The organism is Rhodoblastus sp., assembly GCF_052145335.1.
GTDB lineage: Bacteria > Pseudomonadota > Alphaproteobacteria > Rhizobiales > Beijerinckiaceae > Rhodoblastus.
Genome location: NZ_JBKQOU010000221.1, coordinates 1 through 18,405 on the forward strand (window position 1 = coordinate 1; position 18,405 = coordinate 18,405).

Genomic DNA, 18,405 nt, shown 5'->3' on the forward strand with positions numbered 1-18,405 from the left:
GAAGACGGGATTGATGTTGGCCAGTCCCTTGCCGTCGGCCGCGCCGTTCTGGTCGGCTACGCCTCGACTGATGCTTTCGACATGGCCAACGACCGGCTTGTCGAAACCCATCAGCGCGGCGCTCGCCGGGTCCCCGACATGGATGTTGGCGAGCTTGGTTTCTTCGAAATAGCCCGCGACCCAAAATGAATCACTGTCGACGATCGCGACGTTGGCTGCGCCCTTGGTCGCATAATCGCCGACGCGCAGCCGCAAATTGGTGATGTAGCCATTGGCCGGCGCGCGCACGATTGTGCGTTCGAGATCGACCTTGGCCTTGTCGAGTTGCGCCAAGGCTTCGGCCTGGGCGGCCCGCGCGATGGCCGCAGCGCCGCGAAAACGCTCGCGTTCCGCCTCGGAAACAGTGGCGTTGGATAATTTTTCGCGTCGCTCGTCGTCGGATGCCTTGACGGACAGATCGTGTTTGCGCGTATCGAGCTGAGTTTCGGCGATGGCGACGTTCAGCCGATAGTCGGTCTGGTCGATGGTATAGAGAACATCACCCTTGTGGACGAAGGCGTTGTCCGCCGCCTTGAGGTCGACGATCCGCCCGGAAATTTCCGGCGCGACCGACACGGTTTCGGCGCGGACGCGGCCGTCGCGCGTCCAGGGCGCCTCGGTGTAAAAACTCCAGAGGTCGAATCCAGCCGCGGCGCCGGCCGCCAGCAGGGCGAGGGTCGCGCCGAAGCGCAGGACGTTTTTGAACGCATTACGCATGTACTTTCTCCAAGCTTCTGGCGCTTCGGTTCGGGGGTAGCCGGTTCGGCTTCTCCTGAGAAAGCGCTCGAACAAAATTCCAAAGCCGGTTCTATCCGACGGTTACGCAAGCCCGCGTCAGAAGATACGGGCGACTGCCGCGAGAATGACCATGAACAAGCCAGTTTCCGCGAGTTCGGGATGCCAGAACGCCCGTTCGAGATTCGTGCGGACGATCAGCCAGCGGCAGATCAGGAACGCAGCGAAAGCCGCCAGGTAATAAGCGACGAGCGGAGTGAAATAGACGCCGTCGACAATGATATCCTTGGGCATGACGAAAGACCTCAAACGACTCGAAGTTGATTTGATGACACTGCCACCAGCGTGGCGGCCTCGGCCAATGCCGCTGCAGCGCGAATCAGCGCCTGACGCGACAAAGGCGTGGCAACGCGACCGATGGCGGCGAGCGCATGCGCCGCCTTGGACAAGTCAGCGGCGGAAGGGCTGACGGAAATGGCCTTTTCGAGCAGATCGCGGGCGCTGTTCGTCACGTCTGCTTCATTCAACGCCGCGCGGGCTCGTTGAAGCGCAAGCGCCATCCTCGATTCGGCATAGGCTTTGGCGAGCAGCTCTTGTCCTTCCGGCGCTGTGGCGTCGAGGCGCGTCGCGAGCTGGATGAGTCGATGATAGATGCGGCTTTCGGTCACCGCCCGGTCGCCAGCGGGGCGATTGCGAATCTGCGCGAGTTCGGCGCTGATCGCACGTAACAGCCGCGCGGTTTCCACGCGCAGGTTTGTCGGCAGAACCGCGCGATAGACATAGGCGGCGAATATTGCGCCAACCATGGACACCAAAGCGTTGTTGAGCGCAGAAGCGGCGTTGAAGGTCATCGGGTTGGTCGGCGCAAGAGCCACCACGAAAAAGATGCGGAAACCACTGGCGACGCCGGCGAGGCGTGGATTGGCCGTCGCGAGCAGGCCCGCCATCAGGAAGGGCGCCACGCACATGGCCAGTAGAGGGAAGCCATCGACCCGGCTCAGCAGGAAGAACTGGCAGAAGAGCGCCGCGATGTCGCCGACGCAGACGCCGATCGCGAAAGCGATGCTGGCGACGGCAGGATTAGGCTGGAGCGCCAGGAGGCTGCAAATGACAGCCACCGCCAGCGGCATTTGCGCGGCGTCGCTCCAACCGGTCACGTAGCAGAAGGCCCCTGCGGCGACGATGCCCAGAAAGGCGCGAAAGCCGTTGCGCAGCGCGGCTCTGAAATCCACCGGATAGCCGATCGAAACGATTGTGCGCGCGGGGCGGTCGGCGACGAAAGCGTCCAGGTCCAGCCTCGCCGCGTCTATCTGCGTGACGAGTTCATCGAGATTGTCGAGGAATTGCAGCGCCTCCAGCGAGGATGACGGGCTTTGCTCGACGCGGTCGCCGGCGAGCGCCAATCTTGCGCGCATCTCAACAAAAGATTCAGCCGGGACGGCGTCGCCGTGGCCCAAGCGAAGGGCGACGCCGTCCAGCCGGTCGCGCATATCGGCCACGAGTTCGGGATCCTCGGTCAGGCTGTTCGGCGGCAGGTCGGCGATGGCGCGCAGCGCCGTGATCGCAGCGATCAGCGCGGAGATGGCGCTGCGCAGGGCGTTGGCCCGACGCGCGACGCGAGGCGATTCCGTCGCCGCGAATTCGATCAGGCTGTCGATGCCCAGGATACGGCCGGTGGCTTCGACATAGCGGCTTTCGGGCAAGGCTTCGGCGGCGCCATTCAACGCATCATGCGCGAGGCTGAGCGTCAGGAGGATCGCGCCGCGCAAACGGGGCGCCAGGTCGCGCCGGGCGCCGCCGGGCAGGAAGACGCTGGTGACCACGCCGGCGCAGACGATCCCCACGGTAATGACGGCGACGCGGGCTATGGTGATATCCCAGGCGTGTTCTGGCGCCTGAATCGCCGAGAGGCCGATCAGCGGGACCGTGTAGCCGGCGAGGACCGCGGCGTAGGCGCGGAAATTGCGCAGCATCGTGGCCAAAGCCGTGCATAGGGCGACCCAGACCGCCAGAGCCGGAATGAAAATTTCGGAATTCTGTCCGCACAGATCGACGAGAAGGAGCGCCACGCCGCCGCCGACAAAGGTGCCGAGCATGCGATAGAGGCTTTTGGAAAGAACCATGCCGCGCACGGGCGCCGCCACGATAAGAACCGTCACCATCGCGGAGGAAGGGCTGTCCAACTGCAACCAGAAGGCGACGAACAGCGCCAGCAAGGCCGCGAAAGTCGTGGTCAGGGCGAAATACAAAGCGCTGACCGGCAGCGTGGGCGGAGCCGCCCGCAATTTCGCAAAAACCCGAAAGACGTGGTGCCGGATCTTCGCCGGAGGGTCGGCCGGATTCGTCTGCAACGCCAGCACATCCGTCATCACGCGGCCTCCGCCTCGTTGGCCGAGTTGAGTCGCGCCTCGATTCGATCAAGCACGCCGATGCAGATTTGAAACTCTTCATCGGAAATGCCGTCCAGGAAATGGGCCGCGAATTTGCCGGTGATTTCCTTGAGGCTGCGATAAGCGTCCCAGCCTTCCGGGGTCAGATGGATTGTCTTGGCGCGACGATCGCCCAGATCCGCGCGGCGTTCGATCAGGCGATGAGTTTCGAGGTCATCGAGCAACCGAACCAGCGACGGGCCTTCGATCGAAAGCGCTGCGGCCAGGTCCTTCTGGCGAACGCCATCGCCCAGTCGACCCAGCATGAAAAGCGGACGCCATTTCGAAGCGGTCAATCCGCCACGCTGTTTGAATTCAATGTCGATCTGCTGGCGCCAGGCGAAACCCACGCGCGACAGGCGCACGCCGAATTCGGATCGGATCGTTTCGGAGGAAATGCTACCCATGACCGCTCTCCATTAGCAGGCTAATAGATAGCAGACTAATTAGTATGACGCTAGCGTTTTTTCAATGCCTGTCCGGGCATCGGACCTCGCCGCCACGAGCGTCCTCTGCGACGGCGACCGTGTTAGTCGCTTTACGGACATCCAATCCAAAAAAATGATATTATTCATCAGGCCCGTCCCCCCCATGTCTGAGGCGCGGCGCCGGCCAACCCGGCGCAATCCTCGATTAGGGACATGCGATGGGACGGGCAGCCATCGCCTTCAGCGGGCGAACATAGAGTCTAGGAGGAAACAGTGATGGGAAGACCAATCTCTGAACAGCTCTCCGATTTATCGGTTCAGGCAAAAAAAGCTGAGGATGACTTTGCGGCATCGAAGAAGGAGACTCATGACAAGATTGCAGCGCGCCGCGAACAGTTGCGCGCTTCAGCAACGCAATCGGTCGAAAAGCTGAAGCAGGACATGCAGTCTGCCAGCAGCGCCGTCTCGAGCAGCTTCGACGCGCTCAAGGCAAAGGTTTCCGCCGATGCCGATACGCTCAAGGCGAACGTCAAACAATGGAAGAAAGAGCTCGACGCCGAGCGCGCCGAGAACCGCGCAGACGAACTGGAGTGGGAAGCCAGCATGGCGATTGACTACGCCATTTCCGCGGTCGAACAGGCGAAACTGGCTGCGATCGACGCCGTCATAGGTCGCCAGGAGGCTATAGAGGCAAGGAAGGTTTCATGAGCGGGCGCTTCTGGCGTTCGGCAATTATTTGGGCCAAGGTTCGCGGAAGGGAGGCGGTTTACCCCACGCCGCGCAACCCGAGCGCCAGCGCGATCCATGCGCAGCCATAGAAAAAAAGATCAATCCCGATAAACAGGCCGATCACCCAAAGTCCTGAGGCGGGCCACTGCGTAAGAACCATGGCGCCAAGGATAAGCGTTATGATTCCGTCCGCCGCCTGCCAGCCCCAGCCTGGGAGAGCAACCACGAACGAGCCGATCAGTTGAAACAGCCCGCCAATCAGGAAGAACATGGCCATTGCGAGGGTCAGCACCTCGGCGCTGATCAGTGGTCTCGCTACCAGCAATAGGCCGGCCACCCCATAGAGAATCGCCGCCAGCAAATGGTGGAAGAAACCGGCCCAATGCCCAACCAGGACGGCCTGGACGACTTCAATGCCCGACGCAATCAGCAGCAGCCATCCGAAGAACAACATCGAGGCGACCGTGGCTGTGAAGGATCGCGCAATGGCGGCGACGCCAAGCGCGAGCAATCCGATCCCGAATATCAGGAACCATCCCCAGTATTGGACGAGTTCTGGAGGAATCTGCACGGCAAAAGTCTGTGTGTCGGCCATTGTGATGACTCCCTGGCGTCCCGCCGACGACTATGGCGTAACCTAGTCGTTGCACGTCAACTGCTCCGCGCGGCTCGCGACAGCCCCTCATTCGCCTCGGCGCCGAATCCAGGGCGCCGCTCAGGCGGGCTCAGGACCAACACTCCCCGGATAAACGGCGGCGCTGGCGCTAGTCTAGCCCCCGTCAGGAAGAAATGACAAGCCCGTGCGAACGGGCCGCTGCGGATGTACCGGCGGCCGGCTTCATTTCTCTTTACCGGCCCGGAACGCCGATGGTCCTTTTGGGCGCGTCATGCATTATGCTCAATGTCCCGCAACCACCTCGGAAGATCGGCATGTCCGAAGCCAAGCTTTTTTCCCCCTTGCAGGTCGGCGATCTGAGGCTCGAAAACCGCATCGTCATCGCGCCCATGTGCCAATATTCGGCTATGGACGGCTGCATGACCGACTGGCACCTCATCCATCTTGGACAGCTCGCGCTTTCCGGCGCGGGCCTTTTGACTATCGAAGCGACGGCCGTGCTCCCGGAAGGGCGCATCACTTATGGCGATGTCGGCCTTTATTCGGATGATTGCGAAGTCGCCATGGCCCGGGTGCTGGACAGCGTCAGGCGTTGGTCGCCCATGCCGATCGCCGTCCAACTCGCCCATGCAGGGCGCAAGGCGTCCACCGATCTTCCCTGGAAAGGCGGGGCGCAGATTCCTCCGAACTCGCCAAAGGGCTGGCAGACCGTCGCCCCGTCCTCTATCGCCATGGCGCCGGGCGAGAACAGCCCTGTGGCGCTGAGGCGCGAGGATATGATCCGAGTGCGCGACGCTTTCGTCGATGCGGCGCGGCGCGCGGCGCGCCTTGGCGTCGAGGCGGTGCAGCTGCACGGCGCCCACGGCTATCTGATCCACCAGTTCCTGTCGCCGCTGTCCAACCGGCGCGACGACAATTATGGCGGATCGTTGGAAAACCGCATGCGCTTTCCGCTCGAAATCTTCGACGCGGTCCGCGCGGCTTTTCCCGCCGGACGGGCGGTGACGATGCGCGTCTCCGGCACGGACTGGATCGACGGCGGCTGGACCATCGAGGAGACGGTCGCGTTCGCGCAGGCGCTCGAAAAACGCGGCTGCGCCGCCATCCACGTCTCGAGCGGCGGCCTTGCGCCGGCGAAAATTCCGGTCGGGCCCAATTATCAGGTTCCGCTGGCGCGGCAAATCAAGGCGGCGGTCGCGATGCCTGTCGTCGCGGTCGGCCTCATTACCGAATTCGACCAAGCTGAAGCCATCCTCGCAGACGGTGACGCCGATTTGATCGCTCTGGCGCGCGCCATGCTCTACGATCCGCGCTGGCCCTGGCACGCTGCGGCGCATTTCGGCGCCCATGTGAGAGCGCCCGATCAATATCTGCGGTCGCAGCCGAGCCATCTCAAAAGTCTTTTCGATTTGCGCGGCGCGGACTAAGACGACGGCCAAACAAGTTCATCCCTTCGACCTGGAAAATCAAAGTCCGCCACCGCAAAGCCGGCGAAGATTTGTCTGGCGCTTCGTCGCCAGCCATTCATTCCCAGTTTACCAGACGGACACCCTCCCGCTTTGCTGGCGAGTGCGGGGAGATCCTGCCGGTCCTGGCGCGCCATGACGCCTTCGGCGCGCGCATCGAAGGACGTTTTGGAACCGTCGGCGTAGCGAGATTGTTGCTGATGGCGCAAGCAGCCGCCCAATGACGGTATTGCTTACGCTAGCGACCTGATCGCGGCCCAACGAAGGTCTGGGGAGGGAGGTAGGTCTATGGCCGATGTCGCGGAAGCAAGGAAAAACCCCGCGGCGGCGCTGCTCGCCGAAATCAGCCGGACCGGGGTGGTCATGCTTGGTTTGGCGGACGGCGATGGCGAGATGCGGCCGATGGTCGCGCATGTCGACGACGCCCAATCGCTAATCTATTTTTTTTCCAGAAAGTCGGGCAACCTGACTGCGAAAGTGGGTCTCGGCGCCACAGGGCGGATCGTATTGATCGGCAAAGACCATGATTTTTACGCCTGGCTCGAAGGCGCCATCGTGCAGAACCCCGATCGAGCGGCGATCGAGCGCCTGTGGGGCCCTTCCATTGCCGCCTGGTACAAGCAAGGAAAAGACGATCCCGACCTGGGCCTCCTCATGTTCACGCCGAGGGACGGCAAAATGTGGATTGCATCCGACTCCACACTGTTGTTCGCGTGGGAAATGGCCAAGGCCTACGCCACTGGCGAGGAGCCCGACGTCTCCGACGCCATCAGCGTCAAATTCTGATACTGCGCGGCCATCGGTTTCCGTCCTGGCGCTGATCCGTCTGCGGACCTTTGCTCTCTTTGGCGGTTCAACTTTCAGGCTCTGATCGGCATTGGGGTTTTGTCAGAACCGGCGCGCTCTCGCGCATTACCGTCATCGCCACAAGCCCGACGGCTGTGGCGAAAAGCATGTACCAGGCCGGCGCGAGCGCACTCCCGGTCGCGTGAATCAACCAGGTGACGATCAATTGCGCCGTGCCGCCGAAAGCGGCGATGGCGACGGCGTAAATCGTCGCTCCCGCGCGGCCACGGATGTTTTTGGGGAGGCTCTCGGTGAAGGCCACATAAAAGGCGCTGTAGGGGATGGAGCCGACCAGGGTGAGAACGCCCAGACCGCCCAGCAATGCCCAGGCGCTATGGGTGGCGACGATCCACAGGAACACCGGATAGGTCATCAGCAGCGCCAGGAACTGCGGCCATACCATCACCGGCCAGCGCCCGGCGCGATCCGCCAGCCAGCCCCCGCAGAGTGCGCCGACAATGCCCGCGCCATTGCTGACCGCCGTCGTGGCGAAAGCGACGTTGGTCGAGACGCGTAGCGTGTTCTCGGCGTAAGTCGTCATATATTGTGTCACATAGGTAATGATGGTCCCGCTTGCCAAAATCAGCAGGCCGAGGATCACGATGCGCGCATTGCCCCGAACGGGCCCGCGACCCTTGGCGCTCGACGCAACGGATGCCATCTCCTCGCGCCGGTGCAGAGTCTCTGGAAGGTTACTTCGCATCCACAAGCCAAAGGGCAGGGTGAGCGCGCCAAACAGGAAGGCGATGCGCCAGCCATAAGATTCCAACGCTTCGCTGGACAATAACGCCGAAAGCGCAAGGCCCATGAGAGAGCCCGCAGTCGCTGCGATTTGCTGGCTCGCGGGTTGCCATGCGACCGCGATCCCCCTCTTGTCTGCTGCTGCGGCCTCCATAAGATAGGCGGTGGTCGGTCCGACCTCGCCGCCAAGGGAAAAGCCCTGCGCCAGTCGGGCGACGATCGCCAGGACCGGAGCGGCGACGCCGATGGCGTCATAGGAGGGGATCAGCGCCAGCGCGACAATGGCCGAGCCCATCATCGCGAAGCTGAGCATCATCGCGGGCCTGCGTCCGACCCGATCGGAATAGGCGCCGATCACCAGGGCGCCGATCGGCCTGGTGATGAAGCCGGCGCCAAAAGTCGCCAGCGACAGCATCAAACTGTTGAACTGGCTCTGCGCGGGGAAGAACGTGTGGCCGATCTGGATGGCGAAAAAACTATAGGTGATGAAATCATAGAATTCGAGCATGTTGCCGATCGTGGCGCCGAGGATGGCGCGCCCGGTCAGGGCGGGAGCCTCCCGTTCGATTTTGGCCGTTTCGGAAAGTTGCTCAGCCATATTCCGCCTTCTTCGGCCTTGATCGCCGTGGCAAACTGTTTCGTGCAGCGACAGGCGTTGCGACGCCAGTCTCGCAACCAACGAATTTAATTTCCGTTCAGCCGACCATTCGGCCAGCGTCCTGTGGTTGAAAGTTTCATGAACTTTGCGGGAGACCGAAATGCCGAACGCCCCCCTGGATCGATACGGCGCCGTCACGCACGAAGTGATCAACCAGCCGCTGGAATTGGCGGATTACAACCTGTTTGGCGGCGACATTGCCTTGAAGGAAGCCATCACCCGCGAGGGCGCGGAATGGGCGGTCAACGAACTCACCGATTTTGGCGCGCGCATCGGCGCCGCCGCTTATCTCGAGCTTGGCGCGCTCGCCAATCGCCATCAACCGGAATTCGACTCGCACGACCGCTACGGGCGCAGGATCGACCTCGTCAGCTTCCACCCGTCCTATCACCGCCTGATGCAGACCTCGATCGAGGAAGGATTGCACTCTTCGCCGTGGACGGACCCGCGCCAGGGGGCGCATGTTGCGCGCGCCGCGCGTTTTTATCTGCACAGTCAGGTCGAGGCGGGGCACGGCTGCCCGATCACCATGACTTTCGCCGCCGCGCCCTGCCTGAAATTGCAACCCGACCTGGCCAAGGACTGGTTGCCGAAGATCACCTCCCGCGTCTACGATCCGCGCAACGTGCCGGTCGACCAGAAGATGGGCGTGACCATCGGCATGGCGATGACCGAAAAGCAGGGCGGCTCGGACGTTCGCGCCAATACCACGCGCGCCATACCGTTCGGCGCCGGAGGGCCGGGACAGGATTACGAGCTGGTCGGCCACAAGTTCTTCGTCTCCGCGCCGATGTGTGACGCCTTCCTCGTGCTTGCGCAGGCGCCGGGCGGCCTCTCGTGCTTCCTCGTGCCGCGCTGGCGCCCGGATGGAAGCAAAAATCCGCTGCAGGTGCTGCGCCTCAAGAAAAAAATGGGCAACGTCTCCAACGCCTCGAGCGAGACGGAATTACGCGGCGCGCTCGGTTGGATGGTGGGACAGGAAGGCCGAGGCGTCGCCACCATCATCGAAATGGTCGCCATGACGCGTTTCGATTGCATGATCGGCTCGTCGTCGGGCATGCGTATGGCTGTGTCGCAAGCGATCGATCATTGCCGCCAGCGCGCGGCTTTCGGCAAGATGCTGATCGACCAGCCGATCATGCAGAACGTGCTTGCCGACCTCGCGCTCGAAGCCGAAGCCGCTACTGTGCTCACCATGCGCATCGCCCGCGCGCTCGACGATCGCGCCACCGACCAAGAGGCGCATATCCTCCGCATCGGCACGGCCATCGGCAAGTACTGGATTTGCAAGCGCTCGCCCGGCGTCGCCTGTGAGGCGATGGAATGCACAGGCGGCTTGGGCGTGATGGAGGACGGGCCGATGCCGCGCCTGTTTCGCGAAAGTCCGGTCAACGCGATCTGGGAAGGGTCGGGCAATGTGCAATGCCTCGACGTGCTGCGCGCCATGAGCCGCACCCCGGAAACGCTGGACGCCTATTTTGCGGAAGTGTCGGGCGCCAAAGGCGGCAACGCGGCCCTCGACCGGCACATCGACGCCTTGCGCCAGGAAATGTCCAGCCAGCGCATGGGCGCGGCCGGCGATTTCGAGTTTTGCGCGCGGGATCTCGTCGACCGGCTGGCGACCGGATTGCAGGCCAGCCTGCTGGTGCGGCACGCGCCGGCGGCGGTCGCCGACGCTTTCTGCGCGTCGCGACTGGAAGCGCGCGGCGCGCACCAATACGGCGCGCTGCCGCAGCGCGTCGATTTTCGCTCGATCATCGAGCGCGCCCGGCCGCGGTAGGTTCGGCGGCAAACGCGCCTTTCCGAGACTTCTTCCGGCCAAGGCGCAGCAATTTGGTCGGCTTCGTTGGTCGGGGCGGCGGTTTTATTGGCGTGGCGGGCTTAACCAAGGCCCGGCAAGCCACCACATATCCATCCGCCGGCCCGGCGGTAACGACAAATCACAGCGACGTTTTGCGGCATTTTAAGACGTCTCCCTCCTTTAACGCGCGAGCCCGCCGCCGGGGCGATGAGAACGCGCGACTGCTTCCCTCGACGTCGCTAAATCTGTTTCATCCTGCTGTCGCCGATTGGTTTTCCACCCATTTCGCCTCGCCGACCCCCGCCCAGGCCGAAGTGTGGCCGGCGATCAAGCAGGGCCACGACGCCTTGATCGCGGCGCCGACTGGTTCCGGCAAGACGCTGGCCGCCTTTCTGGCGGCGATCGACGATCTCGTCCGCCTGGGGTTGGAGGGGCGGCTGACCGATACGACGCAGATCGTCTATGTGTCGCCGCTCAAAGCGCTGTCGAACGACATTCATCGCAACCTCGAGGCGCCGCTCGCCGGCGTCCGCGCGGAACTGGCGCGGCTTGGGCTGCCCGATGTCGAAATCCGCGCCTGGGTTCGCACCGGCGACACCGCCGTAACGGAGCGCGCGCGGATGCGCCGCCGTCCGCCGCACATCGTCGTGACCACGCCGGAATCGCTTTATGTGCTGCTCGGCTCGGAATCCGGCCGCAAGATGCTGGCGACGACGCGTTCGGTGATCGTCGATGAAATCCACGCCTTGGCGCCGAACAAGCGCGGCGCCCACCTCGCCCTGTCGCTGGAGCGTCTCGCGGCGCTGTGCGGCGACAAGCTTCAGCGGGTCGGGCTGTCCGCCACGCAAAACCCGGTCGAGACCGTCGCCCATTTCCTGGTCGGCGCCGGCGCGTCGGCGCATGCGCCGAAAATCGTCGATACCGGCCATCAGCGGGCGCGCGATCTCGACATTGAGGTTCCGGACTCGCCGCTGGAGGCGGTGATGTCGGGCGAGGTCTGGAGCCAGGTCTACGACCGGCTCGCCCGCTTGATCGAGGCGCACGAGACTACGCTGGTTTTTGTCAACACCCGCCGGATGGCGGAGCGGGTGGCCCACGCATTGTCTGAACGGCTCGATGAGCGCGTGGTGACGGCGCATCATGGCAGCATGTCGAAAGAACATCGCCTGTCGGCCGAGCAAAGGCTGAAGCGCGGAGAACTGAAGGCCTTGGTCGCCACGGCTTCGCTTGAACTCGGCATCGATATCGGCGACGTGGATCTTGTCTGCCAACTCGCTTCGCCACGCTCGATCGCCGGTTTTTTGCAACGGGTCGGTCGTTCCGGCCACGCCATCGGCGGGACGCCGAAAGGCCGGTTGTTCCCGCTGTCGCGGGACGATCTGGTCGAATGCGCCGCTTTGCTCGACAGCGTCCGCCATGGCGAACTCGACCGGCTGACGATCCCCGAGCGACCGCTGGACGTGCTGGCGCAGCAGATCGTGGCTGAAGTTTCCGCGCAGGATTGGCCGGAAACCGCACTTTACGAGCTTGTGCGGCGCGCCTGGCCGTTCCGCCAATTGGCGCGAAAAGACTTCGACGCCGTCGTGCAGATGCTCGCCGATGGTTTCGCCACTCGCCTCGGGCGGCGCGGCGCGCTGCTCCATCGCGACGCCGTCAACCAGATGCTGCGCGCCAGGCGCGGCGCCCGCACGACAGCGCTCACCTCGGGCGGCACGATCCCGGACAATGCCGATTACCAGGTGGTGCTGGAGCCGGAAACCCAGGTCATCGGCAGCGTCAACGAAGACTTCGCCGTCGAGAGCATGCAGGGCGACGTGTTCCAGCTTGGCAACGCCTCCTACCGCATCCAGCGGGTAGAGCGGGGGACGGTGCGGGTCGAGGACGCGCATGGCCAGCCGCCAACCATACCCTTCTGGCTTGGCGAGGCGCCCGGCCGAGCCAATGAGCTGTCGGCCTCGGTCTCGAGATTGCGCGCCGAGGTGGAAGAGCGGTTGCACGCTGATCCCTCCGGAGCGAAAGCGCGAAGCTGGCTGGTCGAGACGGTCGGCGTCGCCGCGCCGGCGGCCGAGCAATTGCTCGAATATCTTGCTGCCGGCCTCGCCGTTTTCGGCCGCCTGCCCACACAGCAAGCCGTGGTGCTGGAACGATTCTTCGATGAAGCGGGCGGCATGCAAATGGTGATCCACGCGCCCTTCGGCAGCCGGATCAATCGCGCCTGGGGATTGGCGCTGCGCAAGAGATTTTGCCGCAAGTTCAATTTCGAGCTGCAGGCGGCGGCCACCGAGGATAATATCGTCCTGTCGCTGACGGCCGCGCATAGTTTCGATCTCGGCGACGCCGCCCGCTACGTTCATTCCGCCAGTGTGCGGCCCTTGCTGGTTCAGGCTCTGCTCGCCGCGCCGATGTTCACGGCCCGCTGGCGCTGGGCGGCCGGCGTAGCGCTGGCGCTGCCGAGGTTTCGCAACGGCAGGAAGGTTCCGCCGCAAATCCTGCGCATGCAGGCGGAGGATCTGATTGCGGCGGTTTTTCCCGACCAGATCGCCTGCGCCGAAAATCTGGCGGGAGAGCGGGAGATCCCCGATCACCCGCTGACCAATCAGGCGATCGACGACTGCCTTCGCGAGGCGATGGACGTTGACGGGCTCGAACGCCTGCTGGCGCGGCTGGAAAATGGCGAAATTCAGGTGATCGCCCGCGACTTGACCGAGCCTTCGCCGTTGGCGCTCGAGGCCTTGTCGGCGCGGCCCTACGCCTTTCTCGACGACGCGCCTCTGGAAGAACGGCGGACGCAGGCCGTCATGGCGCGGCGCTGGCAGGACCCGCAAAGCGCGTCGGACCTCGGCCGTCTCGATACGGAAGCGATCGCCAAGGTGCGCGCCGAGGCTTGGCCGGACCCGGTCAATGCGGAGGAATTGCATGATGCGCTGCTATGGCTTGGAGCCCTGACCGAAGCGGAGGCGCAGGCTGGACCCGGCTGGGCGGACTGGCTCGTCGCGCTGGCGCAGGAAAAGCGCGTGGCCCGTCTGGAGGCTCCGGGGCACGCCTTGTGGATTCCCGCCGAGCGGCTCACTCAGTTTCAGGCTCTTTGGCCGCAGGCGCGGTTGCGACCCGACATCGCTCCGCCGCGCGACCAGCCGCAGGTCATATGGGCGCCCGAGCAGGCCTTGATCGAGATTTTGCGCGGTCGGCTCGAAGGCCTCGGGCCGGTGACGCCGACCGAGCTTGCGACGCCGCTGGGGCTGGAACCGGCCGCCATCGCTGGCGCATTGGCGGCGCTCGAAGCCGAGGGCGCCATTTTACGCGGGCGCTTTTCGCCGGGCGTCAACGATGAGCAATGGTGCGATCGCCGCCTGCTCGCCCGCATCCACCATTCCACCATCCGGCGGCTGCGCTCCGAGATAGAGCCCGTCGCGGCGCGCGATTTCCTGCGCTTCCTGTTCGCCTGGCAGCACGTGACGGAGGAGACGCGGCTGGAGGGACCCGAAGCGCTGCCGGTGGCGCTTGCCGCGCTGGAAGGTTTCGAGGCCCCGGCCCGGGCATGGGAGACGGAAATCCTGCCAGCCCGTCTGACCGGATACCAAGCTTCCTGGCTCGACGGCCAATGCCTCGCTGGATGGACCGCCTGGAGCCGCCTGACGCCACCGTCCCAAGTTGAAGGCCGGGCGCGCGGGACGGCGCCGCTGCGCTCGACGCCCATTGCGTTGCTGGATCGCCGGAGGGCTGCGCTTTGGATGGCGCTCGCGCCGCTGGCCGATGCGTCGCTGGCCAGTTCGCGCGCGCGCGCCGCGCTCGATTGCCTCGCCGCTCAGGGCGCGCTGTTTTTTGATGAACTGGCGGAAGCGGCGCATTTGCTGCGACCGCAGGCGGAAGAAGCGCTGGCTGAATTGGCGGCGCTCGGACTGGCGACCTCGGACAGTTTCGGCGGATTGCGCGCCTTGCTGGTTCCCTCAAGCCAGCGCCAGCCACTCAATGGCGCCCGGCGGCGCGGCCGGGTGCTGCCTTTCGGCATGGAAAGCGGCGGCCGCTGGAGTCTGGTCCGCCGGGCCCGTTTCGACCCCGCCGATGGGCAGGCGAAAGCGGCGGCGGTCGAGGAAGTGGCGCGCACGCTGCTGCGGCGCTATGGCGTGGTTTTCTTTCGCTTGCTCGGCCGGGAGGCGAGCTGGCTGCCGCCCTGGCGCGATTTGCTGCGCGTGTTTCGCCGGCTGGAGGCTCGGGGCGAAATTCGCGGAGGCCGCTTCGTCGCCGGGTTCTCCGGCGAGCAATATGCGCTGCCCGAGGCGGTCGGTCTTTTGCGCGAGCTGCGGCGAAACCCGCCCCGTGATCAATGGGTGTCGCTTTCCGCCGCCGATCCGCTCAATCTGATCGGCATCCTGACACCGGGGCCGCGACTGCCGGCGCTGACAGCCAACCGCGTGGTCTTTCGCGACGGCCTGGCCGTCGCCACGCTTTCCGGCGGCAAGCCGCAGTTTCTCGCCGAATTGGACAACGCAGACCGATGGCGGGCGGAAAAACGACTGGTGCGTTCGGCCGCGCGCGGGATGCTCGCCGACCTCGCCTGAAGCCGCAGCGCTTTTGAAATGCGCGCGGCGCCCTTTGAAGCAATCGATTCCGAACTGACGTCTGTGAATCCTGTGGCCTGGGCGCAACTCGGGTCACAATTCTGTATTCAATTGATTTGAAATGATCTTACCGCCGGTATCGCGAACACTGAAAATGGTGTTTGATGAGACTTCAATCAATTTCTTCTTCGATTTCTCCATTGAGTTTCACCCGCAGGGGCCCGCGAGTATCTTCAATGACTGTCGTCTTCCACCAGTGGCTATTGCCCTTCGCCCTCGTGCTCGTCGAGTTGGCGGTCATCGCCCGTATTTTGCTGCGTCCGCATCGCGACCCGGCATCCCGAATAGCATGGCTCGCCGTCGTCGCCTTGCTCCCGGTTCTGGGCATCCTTGCCTATCTGCTCCTTGGCGAAGTCAATATCGGGCGTCGCAGGTTGGAACGGATGCGCGCGGTGCTTGCCGGTCTGCGGAAAGATGTGGCCAATAGCGCCGAGGCCGTCGTGCTTGAGCGCCACGACAATCTCTTTCGTCTTGGCCAATCCATCAGCGGGTTTCACCCCGTTGGCGGCAACACGGGTCAACTGACGCCCCATTCCAACGCCACGATCGATGCGATGGTCGCCGACATCGACGCCGCCAAAAAACATGTGCATCTGCTGTTCTACATCTGGCTGCCCGACAACAACGGTTGCAAGGTGGTCGAGGCGTTGAAGCGCGCAGCCGCGAGAGGCGTCGCCTGCCGAGCGATGGCCGACGATCTTGGCTCGCGCTCCTTGATACGGTCCGATCATTGGCAAGCCATGCGACAGGCCGGCGTGCAGGTCGCCAACGGCCTGCCGATCGGCTACCCGCTGCTGCGACTGTTCATCGGACGCATCGATCTTCGCAATCACCGCAAGATCGTCGTCATCGACGACCGGATCACCTATTGCGGCAGCCAGAATTGCGCCGACCCGGAATTTCTGGTGAAGGCGAAATACGCGCCCTGGGTCGACGCCATGATGCGCTTCGAGGGGCCGATCGCCCGGCAAAACCAGGTTCTCTTCGCAAGCGACTGGCTGTCTCGCATCGATGAGGATCTCAGCGACATCCTGGATGCGCCGCTTCCGGCCTTCGCTCCGGAAGGATTTCCCGCGCAAGTGATCGGCACGGGCCCGACCATGCGTTTTTCGGCGATGCCGGAAATGTTCGAGTCGCTGCTGTTTACGGCGCGACGCGAAGTCATTATCACCACGCCCTATTTCGTGCCGAACGAGTCGTTGCAGAGCGCCCTGTGCACGACGGCCTACCGAGGCGTGGATATAACCATCGTCTTTCCCGCCAGGAACGACTCGTGGTCCGTGGCGGCCGCCAGCCGCAGCTATTACGCTGATCTTCTCGCCGCCGGCGTCAAGATTTACGAATATGCTGGCGGCCTGCTCCACGCAAAATCGGTGACCCTCGACGCAGAGGTCACCCTGATCGGCTCGGCGAACATGGACCGCCGCAGCTTCGACCTCAATTACGAGAACAATATCCTGCTGTTCGATCCAACGCTCACCGCAGCGATGCGCGGCCGCCAGCAGGAGTACCTCGCGCGATCGAAGCCGGTCTCGAAGCAGGAAGTGGCGACTTGGCCGATTTCGCGGCGATTGTGGAACAACAGTATCGCAACGCTCGGGCCATTGCTTTGACGCTGGCGGCGTGGCCTGGCCATTCCCCGCCGTAAAGTCATGCGGCGATTTGTCGACGCGCCGTTTCCGCCGCCGATCTGATGGCGGCGATATTGCGCCCATAGACCTCCGGGGTCTCCACCGATCCGCCCTTGAAGACAGCCGAGCCGGCGACCAGGACATCGGCGCCAACTGCGGCGACCAGCGGCGCGGTTTCCGGCGTGATGCCGCCGTCGATCTCGATATGGACCGGCCGGTCGCCGATCATGGCGCGAATTTGTCTCACCTTCTCGACCTGGCTGCCGATAAAGCTCTGGCCGCCGAAACCCGGATTGACGGTCATCACCAGCACGAGGTCGATGCGGTCGAGCACGAATTCGAGCGCACTCGCCGGGGTGGAAGGATTAAGCGAGACGCCGGCCCTGGCGCCGACGGAGCGCACCAGTTGCAAAGAGCGGTCGAGATGCGCGCCGGCCTCGGCGTGGACGGTGACGATATCGGCCCCAGCCTTGACGAAGGCCTCGATATAGGGGTCGGCCGGGGCGATCATCAGATGCACGTCCATGACGCCTTTGATGTGCTTGCGGATGGCGGCGCACATCGCGGGGCCGAAAGTGATGTTGGGCACGAAATGCCCGTCCATCACATCAACATGAACCCAGTCCGCGCCCTGCGCCTCAATGGCGCGGCATTCGGCGCCGAAATTGGCGAAATCAGCGGAAAGAATCGACGGCGCGATTTTGATCGAACGGTCGAACGGTTTCATGCGCGGTCGCTCCTTTCATGCGCGAGGCCGCCGGCGAAAACGCGGCTGGACCTGATGTCGATGTCCATGATCGTCGATAGCTGGCCTGCGTCGATGGGGCCGCCCTGCGCTTCGAACAGCCGGTTGGCGTGGCGCAACCGCGCCCGGTCCAGGGCGTTGCGGATCGATCGGGCGTTGGCGAAATGCGGCAAGGTTTTTCGTGCGGCGATATAGTCGCGCATGGCCTCGCGGCCGGGGGGGTCGAAGACATATTCCTGTTGCGACAGCATGCTCTCGGCGATGCGCAGCAATTCCTCGTCCGTGTAGTCGGGGAACTCGATGTGATGGGCGATGCGCGAGCGAAAGCCCGGATTGCTGGCGAAAAACCGGTCCATACGGTCGGCGTAGCCGGCGAGGATCACCACCAGATCGTCGCGGTGGTTCTCCATCACCTGCAACAGGATTTCGATCGCCTCCTGGCCATAATCGCGCTCATTGTCGGGCTTGTAGAGATAATAGGCCTCGTCGATGAACAGCACGCCACCCATGGCTTTTTTCAATATTTCGCGCGTCTTGGGCGCGGTATGGCCGATATATTGCCCCACCAGATCGTCGCGGGTCACCGCGACGAGATGGCCCTTGCGGACATAACCGAGGCGATGCAGCAGCCCGGCCATCTTGAGCGCCACGGTGGTCTTGCCGACGCCGGGATTGCCGGTGAAGCTCATGTGCAGCGTCGGCGTTTCATGCGCCAGCCCAAGCTTTTGCCGCGCGCGGTCGACCAGCAGCAAAGCCGCCGTCTCGCGAATGCGTTTCTTGACCGGCGCAAGTCCGATCAATTCCCGATCCAGCTCCTCGAGAATTTCGGCGACGCCGGACGCGCGATAATCGGCGGCCAGATCGACCAGACCGACAGGCTCGGCGGCATTTTCGCGGGGAGCGTCGTTCTGGTCGTTCATCG

The 18,405-nt window shown here is 63.7% G+C and carries 14 protein-coding genes; 6 read left to right on the top strand and 8 right to left on the bottom strand.

The genetic code is table 11. From position 1 onward, the window contains the following. From ACLP2E_RS13815 to ACLP2E_RS13830, 4 genes are all read right to left on the bottom strand, one after another. Nucleotides 1-756, bottom strand: a 756-nt coding sequence (locus ACLP2E_RS13815; RefSeq protein WP_442466276.1) for an efflux RND transporter periplasmic adaptor subunit, incomplete at its 3' end; no start/stop codon positions are given. Nucleotides 757-873: 117 nt separating this feature from the next. After that, nucleotides 874-1,068 carry a DUF1656 domain-containing protein gene (locus ACLP2E_RS13820; RefSeq protein ID WP_442463251.1) on the bottom strand — a complete coding sequence of 65 codons (195 nt, stop codon included), beginning with the start codon at nucleotides 1,066-1,068 and terminating at the stop codon, nucleotides 874-876. An 11-nt stretch (nucleotides 1,069-1,079) separates the two neighbouring features. Next, nucleotides 1,080-3,143: an FUSC family protein gene (locus ACLP2E_RS13825; RefSeq protein ID WP_442463250.1), complete on the bottom strand. Its 2,064-nt coding sequence runs from the start codon at nucleotides 3,141-3,143 to the stop codon at nucleotides 1,080-1,082. After that, nucleotides 3,143-3,610, bottom strand: coding sequence for a MarR family winged helix-turn-helix transcriptional regulator (locus ACLP2E_RS13830; protein WP_442463249.1), 468 nt, complete (start codon nucleotides 3,608-3,610; stop codon nucleotides 3,143-3,145). Before ACLP2E_RS13830 ends, ACLP2E_RS13825 begins: the two co-directional genes overlap by 1 nt. 297 nt (nucleotides 3,611-3,907) lie before the next feature. On the opposite strand from ACLP2E_RS13830, the gene ACLP2E_RS13835 reads away from it, so the two are divergent. After that, nucleotides 3,908-4,339 (top strand): hypothetical protein, encoded by a 432-nt coding sequence (locus ACLP2E_RS13835; protein WP_442466277.1) that lies wholly within the window; start codon nucleotides 3,908-3,910, stop codon nucleotides 4,337-4,339. 58 nt (nucleotides 4,340-4,397) lie between these two features. On the opposite strand, the gene ACLP2E_RS13840 is transcribed toward ACLP2E_RS13835, so the two are convergent. Further along, nucleotides 4,398-4,955, bottom strand: a complete 558-nt coding sequence (locus tag ACLP2E_RS13840; protein WP_442466278.1) for an HdeD family acid-resistance protein — start codon at nucleotides 4,953-4,955, stop codon at nucleotides 4,398-4,400. A 335-nt stretch (nucleotides 4,956-5,290) separates the two neighbouring features. On the opposite strand from ACLP2E_RS13840, the gene ACLP2E_RS13845 reads away from it, so the two are divergent. Together ACLP2E_RS13845 and ACLP2E_RS13850 are read left to right on the top strand one after the other, a co-directional pair. Then, on the top strand, nucleotides 5,291-6,403 hold the full coding sequence (locus tag ACLP2E_RS13845) for an NADH:flavin oxidoreductase/NADH oxidase (RefSeq protein WP_442463246.1): 1,113 nt from the start codon (nucleotides 5,291-5,293) through the stop codon (nucleotides 6,401-6,403). A 327-nt stretch (nucleotides 6,404-6,730) separates the two neighbouring features. Beyond that, nucleotides 6,731-7,228 carry a pyridoxamine 5'-phosphate oxidase family protein gene (locus ACLP2E_RS13850; protein WP_442463245.1) on the top strand — a complete coding sequence of 166 codons (498 nt, stop codon included), beginning with the start codon at nucleotides 6,731-6,733 and terminating at the stop codon, nucleotides 7,226-7,228. Between the two features lie 67 nt (nucleotides 7,229-7,295). Here ACLP2E_RS13850 and ACLP2E_RS13855 read toward each other — a convergent pair whose 3' ends face one another. Beyond that, on the bottom strand, nucleotides 7,296-8,627 hold the full coding sequence (locus tag ACLP2E_RS13855; protein WP_442466279.1) for an MFS transporter: 1,332 nt from the start codon (nucleotides 8,625-8,627) through the stop codon (nucleotides 7,296-7,298). 160 nt (nucleotides 8,628-8,787) lie between these two features. On the opposite strand from ACLP2E_RS13855, the gene ACLP2E_RS13860 reads away from it, so the two are divergent. The 3 genes from ACLP2E_RS13860 to cls all read left to right on the top strand — a co-directional run bounded on the left by ACLP2E_RS13860 (nucleotide 8,788) and on the right by cls (nucleotide 16,720). After that, the gene (locus ACLP2E_RS13860) at nucleotides 8,788-10,467 is read left to right on the top strand and encodes an isovaleryl-CoA dehydrogenase (RefSeq protein WP_442466280.1); all 1,680 of its coding nucleotides are present in this window, start codon (nucleotides 8,788-8,790) and stop codon (nucleotides 10,465-10,467) included. A 173-nt stretch (nucleotides 10,468-10,640) separates the two neighbouring features. Further along, nucleotides 10,641-15,047 (top strand): DEAD/DEAH box helicase, encoded by a 4,407-nt coding sequence (locus tag ACLP2E_RS13865; protein ID WP_442466281.1) that lies wholly within the window; start codon nucleotides 10,641-10,643, stop codon nucleotides 15,045-15,047. Between the two features lie 236 nt (nucleotides 15,048-15,283). Beyond that, on the top strand, nucleotides 15,284-16,720 hold the full coding sequence (gene cls / locus ACLP2E_RS13870) for a cardiolipin synthase (RefSeq protein ID WP_442466282.1): 1,437 nt from the start codon (nucleotides 15,284-15,286) through the stop codon (nucleotides 16,718-16,720). Nucleotides 16,721-16,757: 37 nt separating this feature from the next. On the opposite strand, the gene rpe is transcribed toward cls, so the two are convergent. Continuing rightward, nucleotides 16,758-17,465, bottom strand: a complete 708-nt coding sequence (gene rpe / locus ACLP2E_RS13875) for a ribulose-phosphate 3-epimerase (RefSeq protein ID WP_442466283.1) — start codon at nucleotides 17,463-17,465, stop codon at nucleotides 16,758-16,760. Continuing rightward, nucleotides 17,462-18,403 carry a CbbX protein gene (gene cbbX / locus ACLP2E_RS13880; RefSeq protein ID WP_442466284.1) on the bottom strand — a complete coding sequence of 314 codons (942 nt, stop codon included), beginning with the start codon at nucleotides 18,401-18,403 and terminating at the stop codon, nucleotides 17,462-17,464. Before cbbX ends, rpe begins: the two co-directional genes overlap by 4 nt. Nucleotides 18,404-18,405 lie beyond the last annotated feature (2 nt).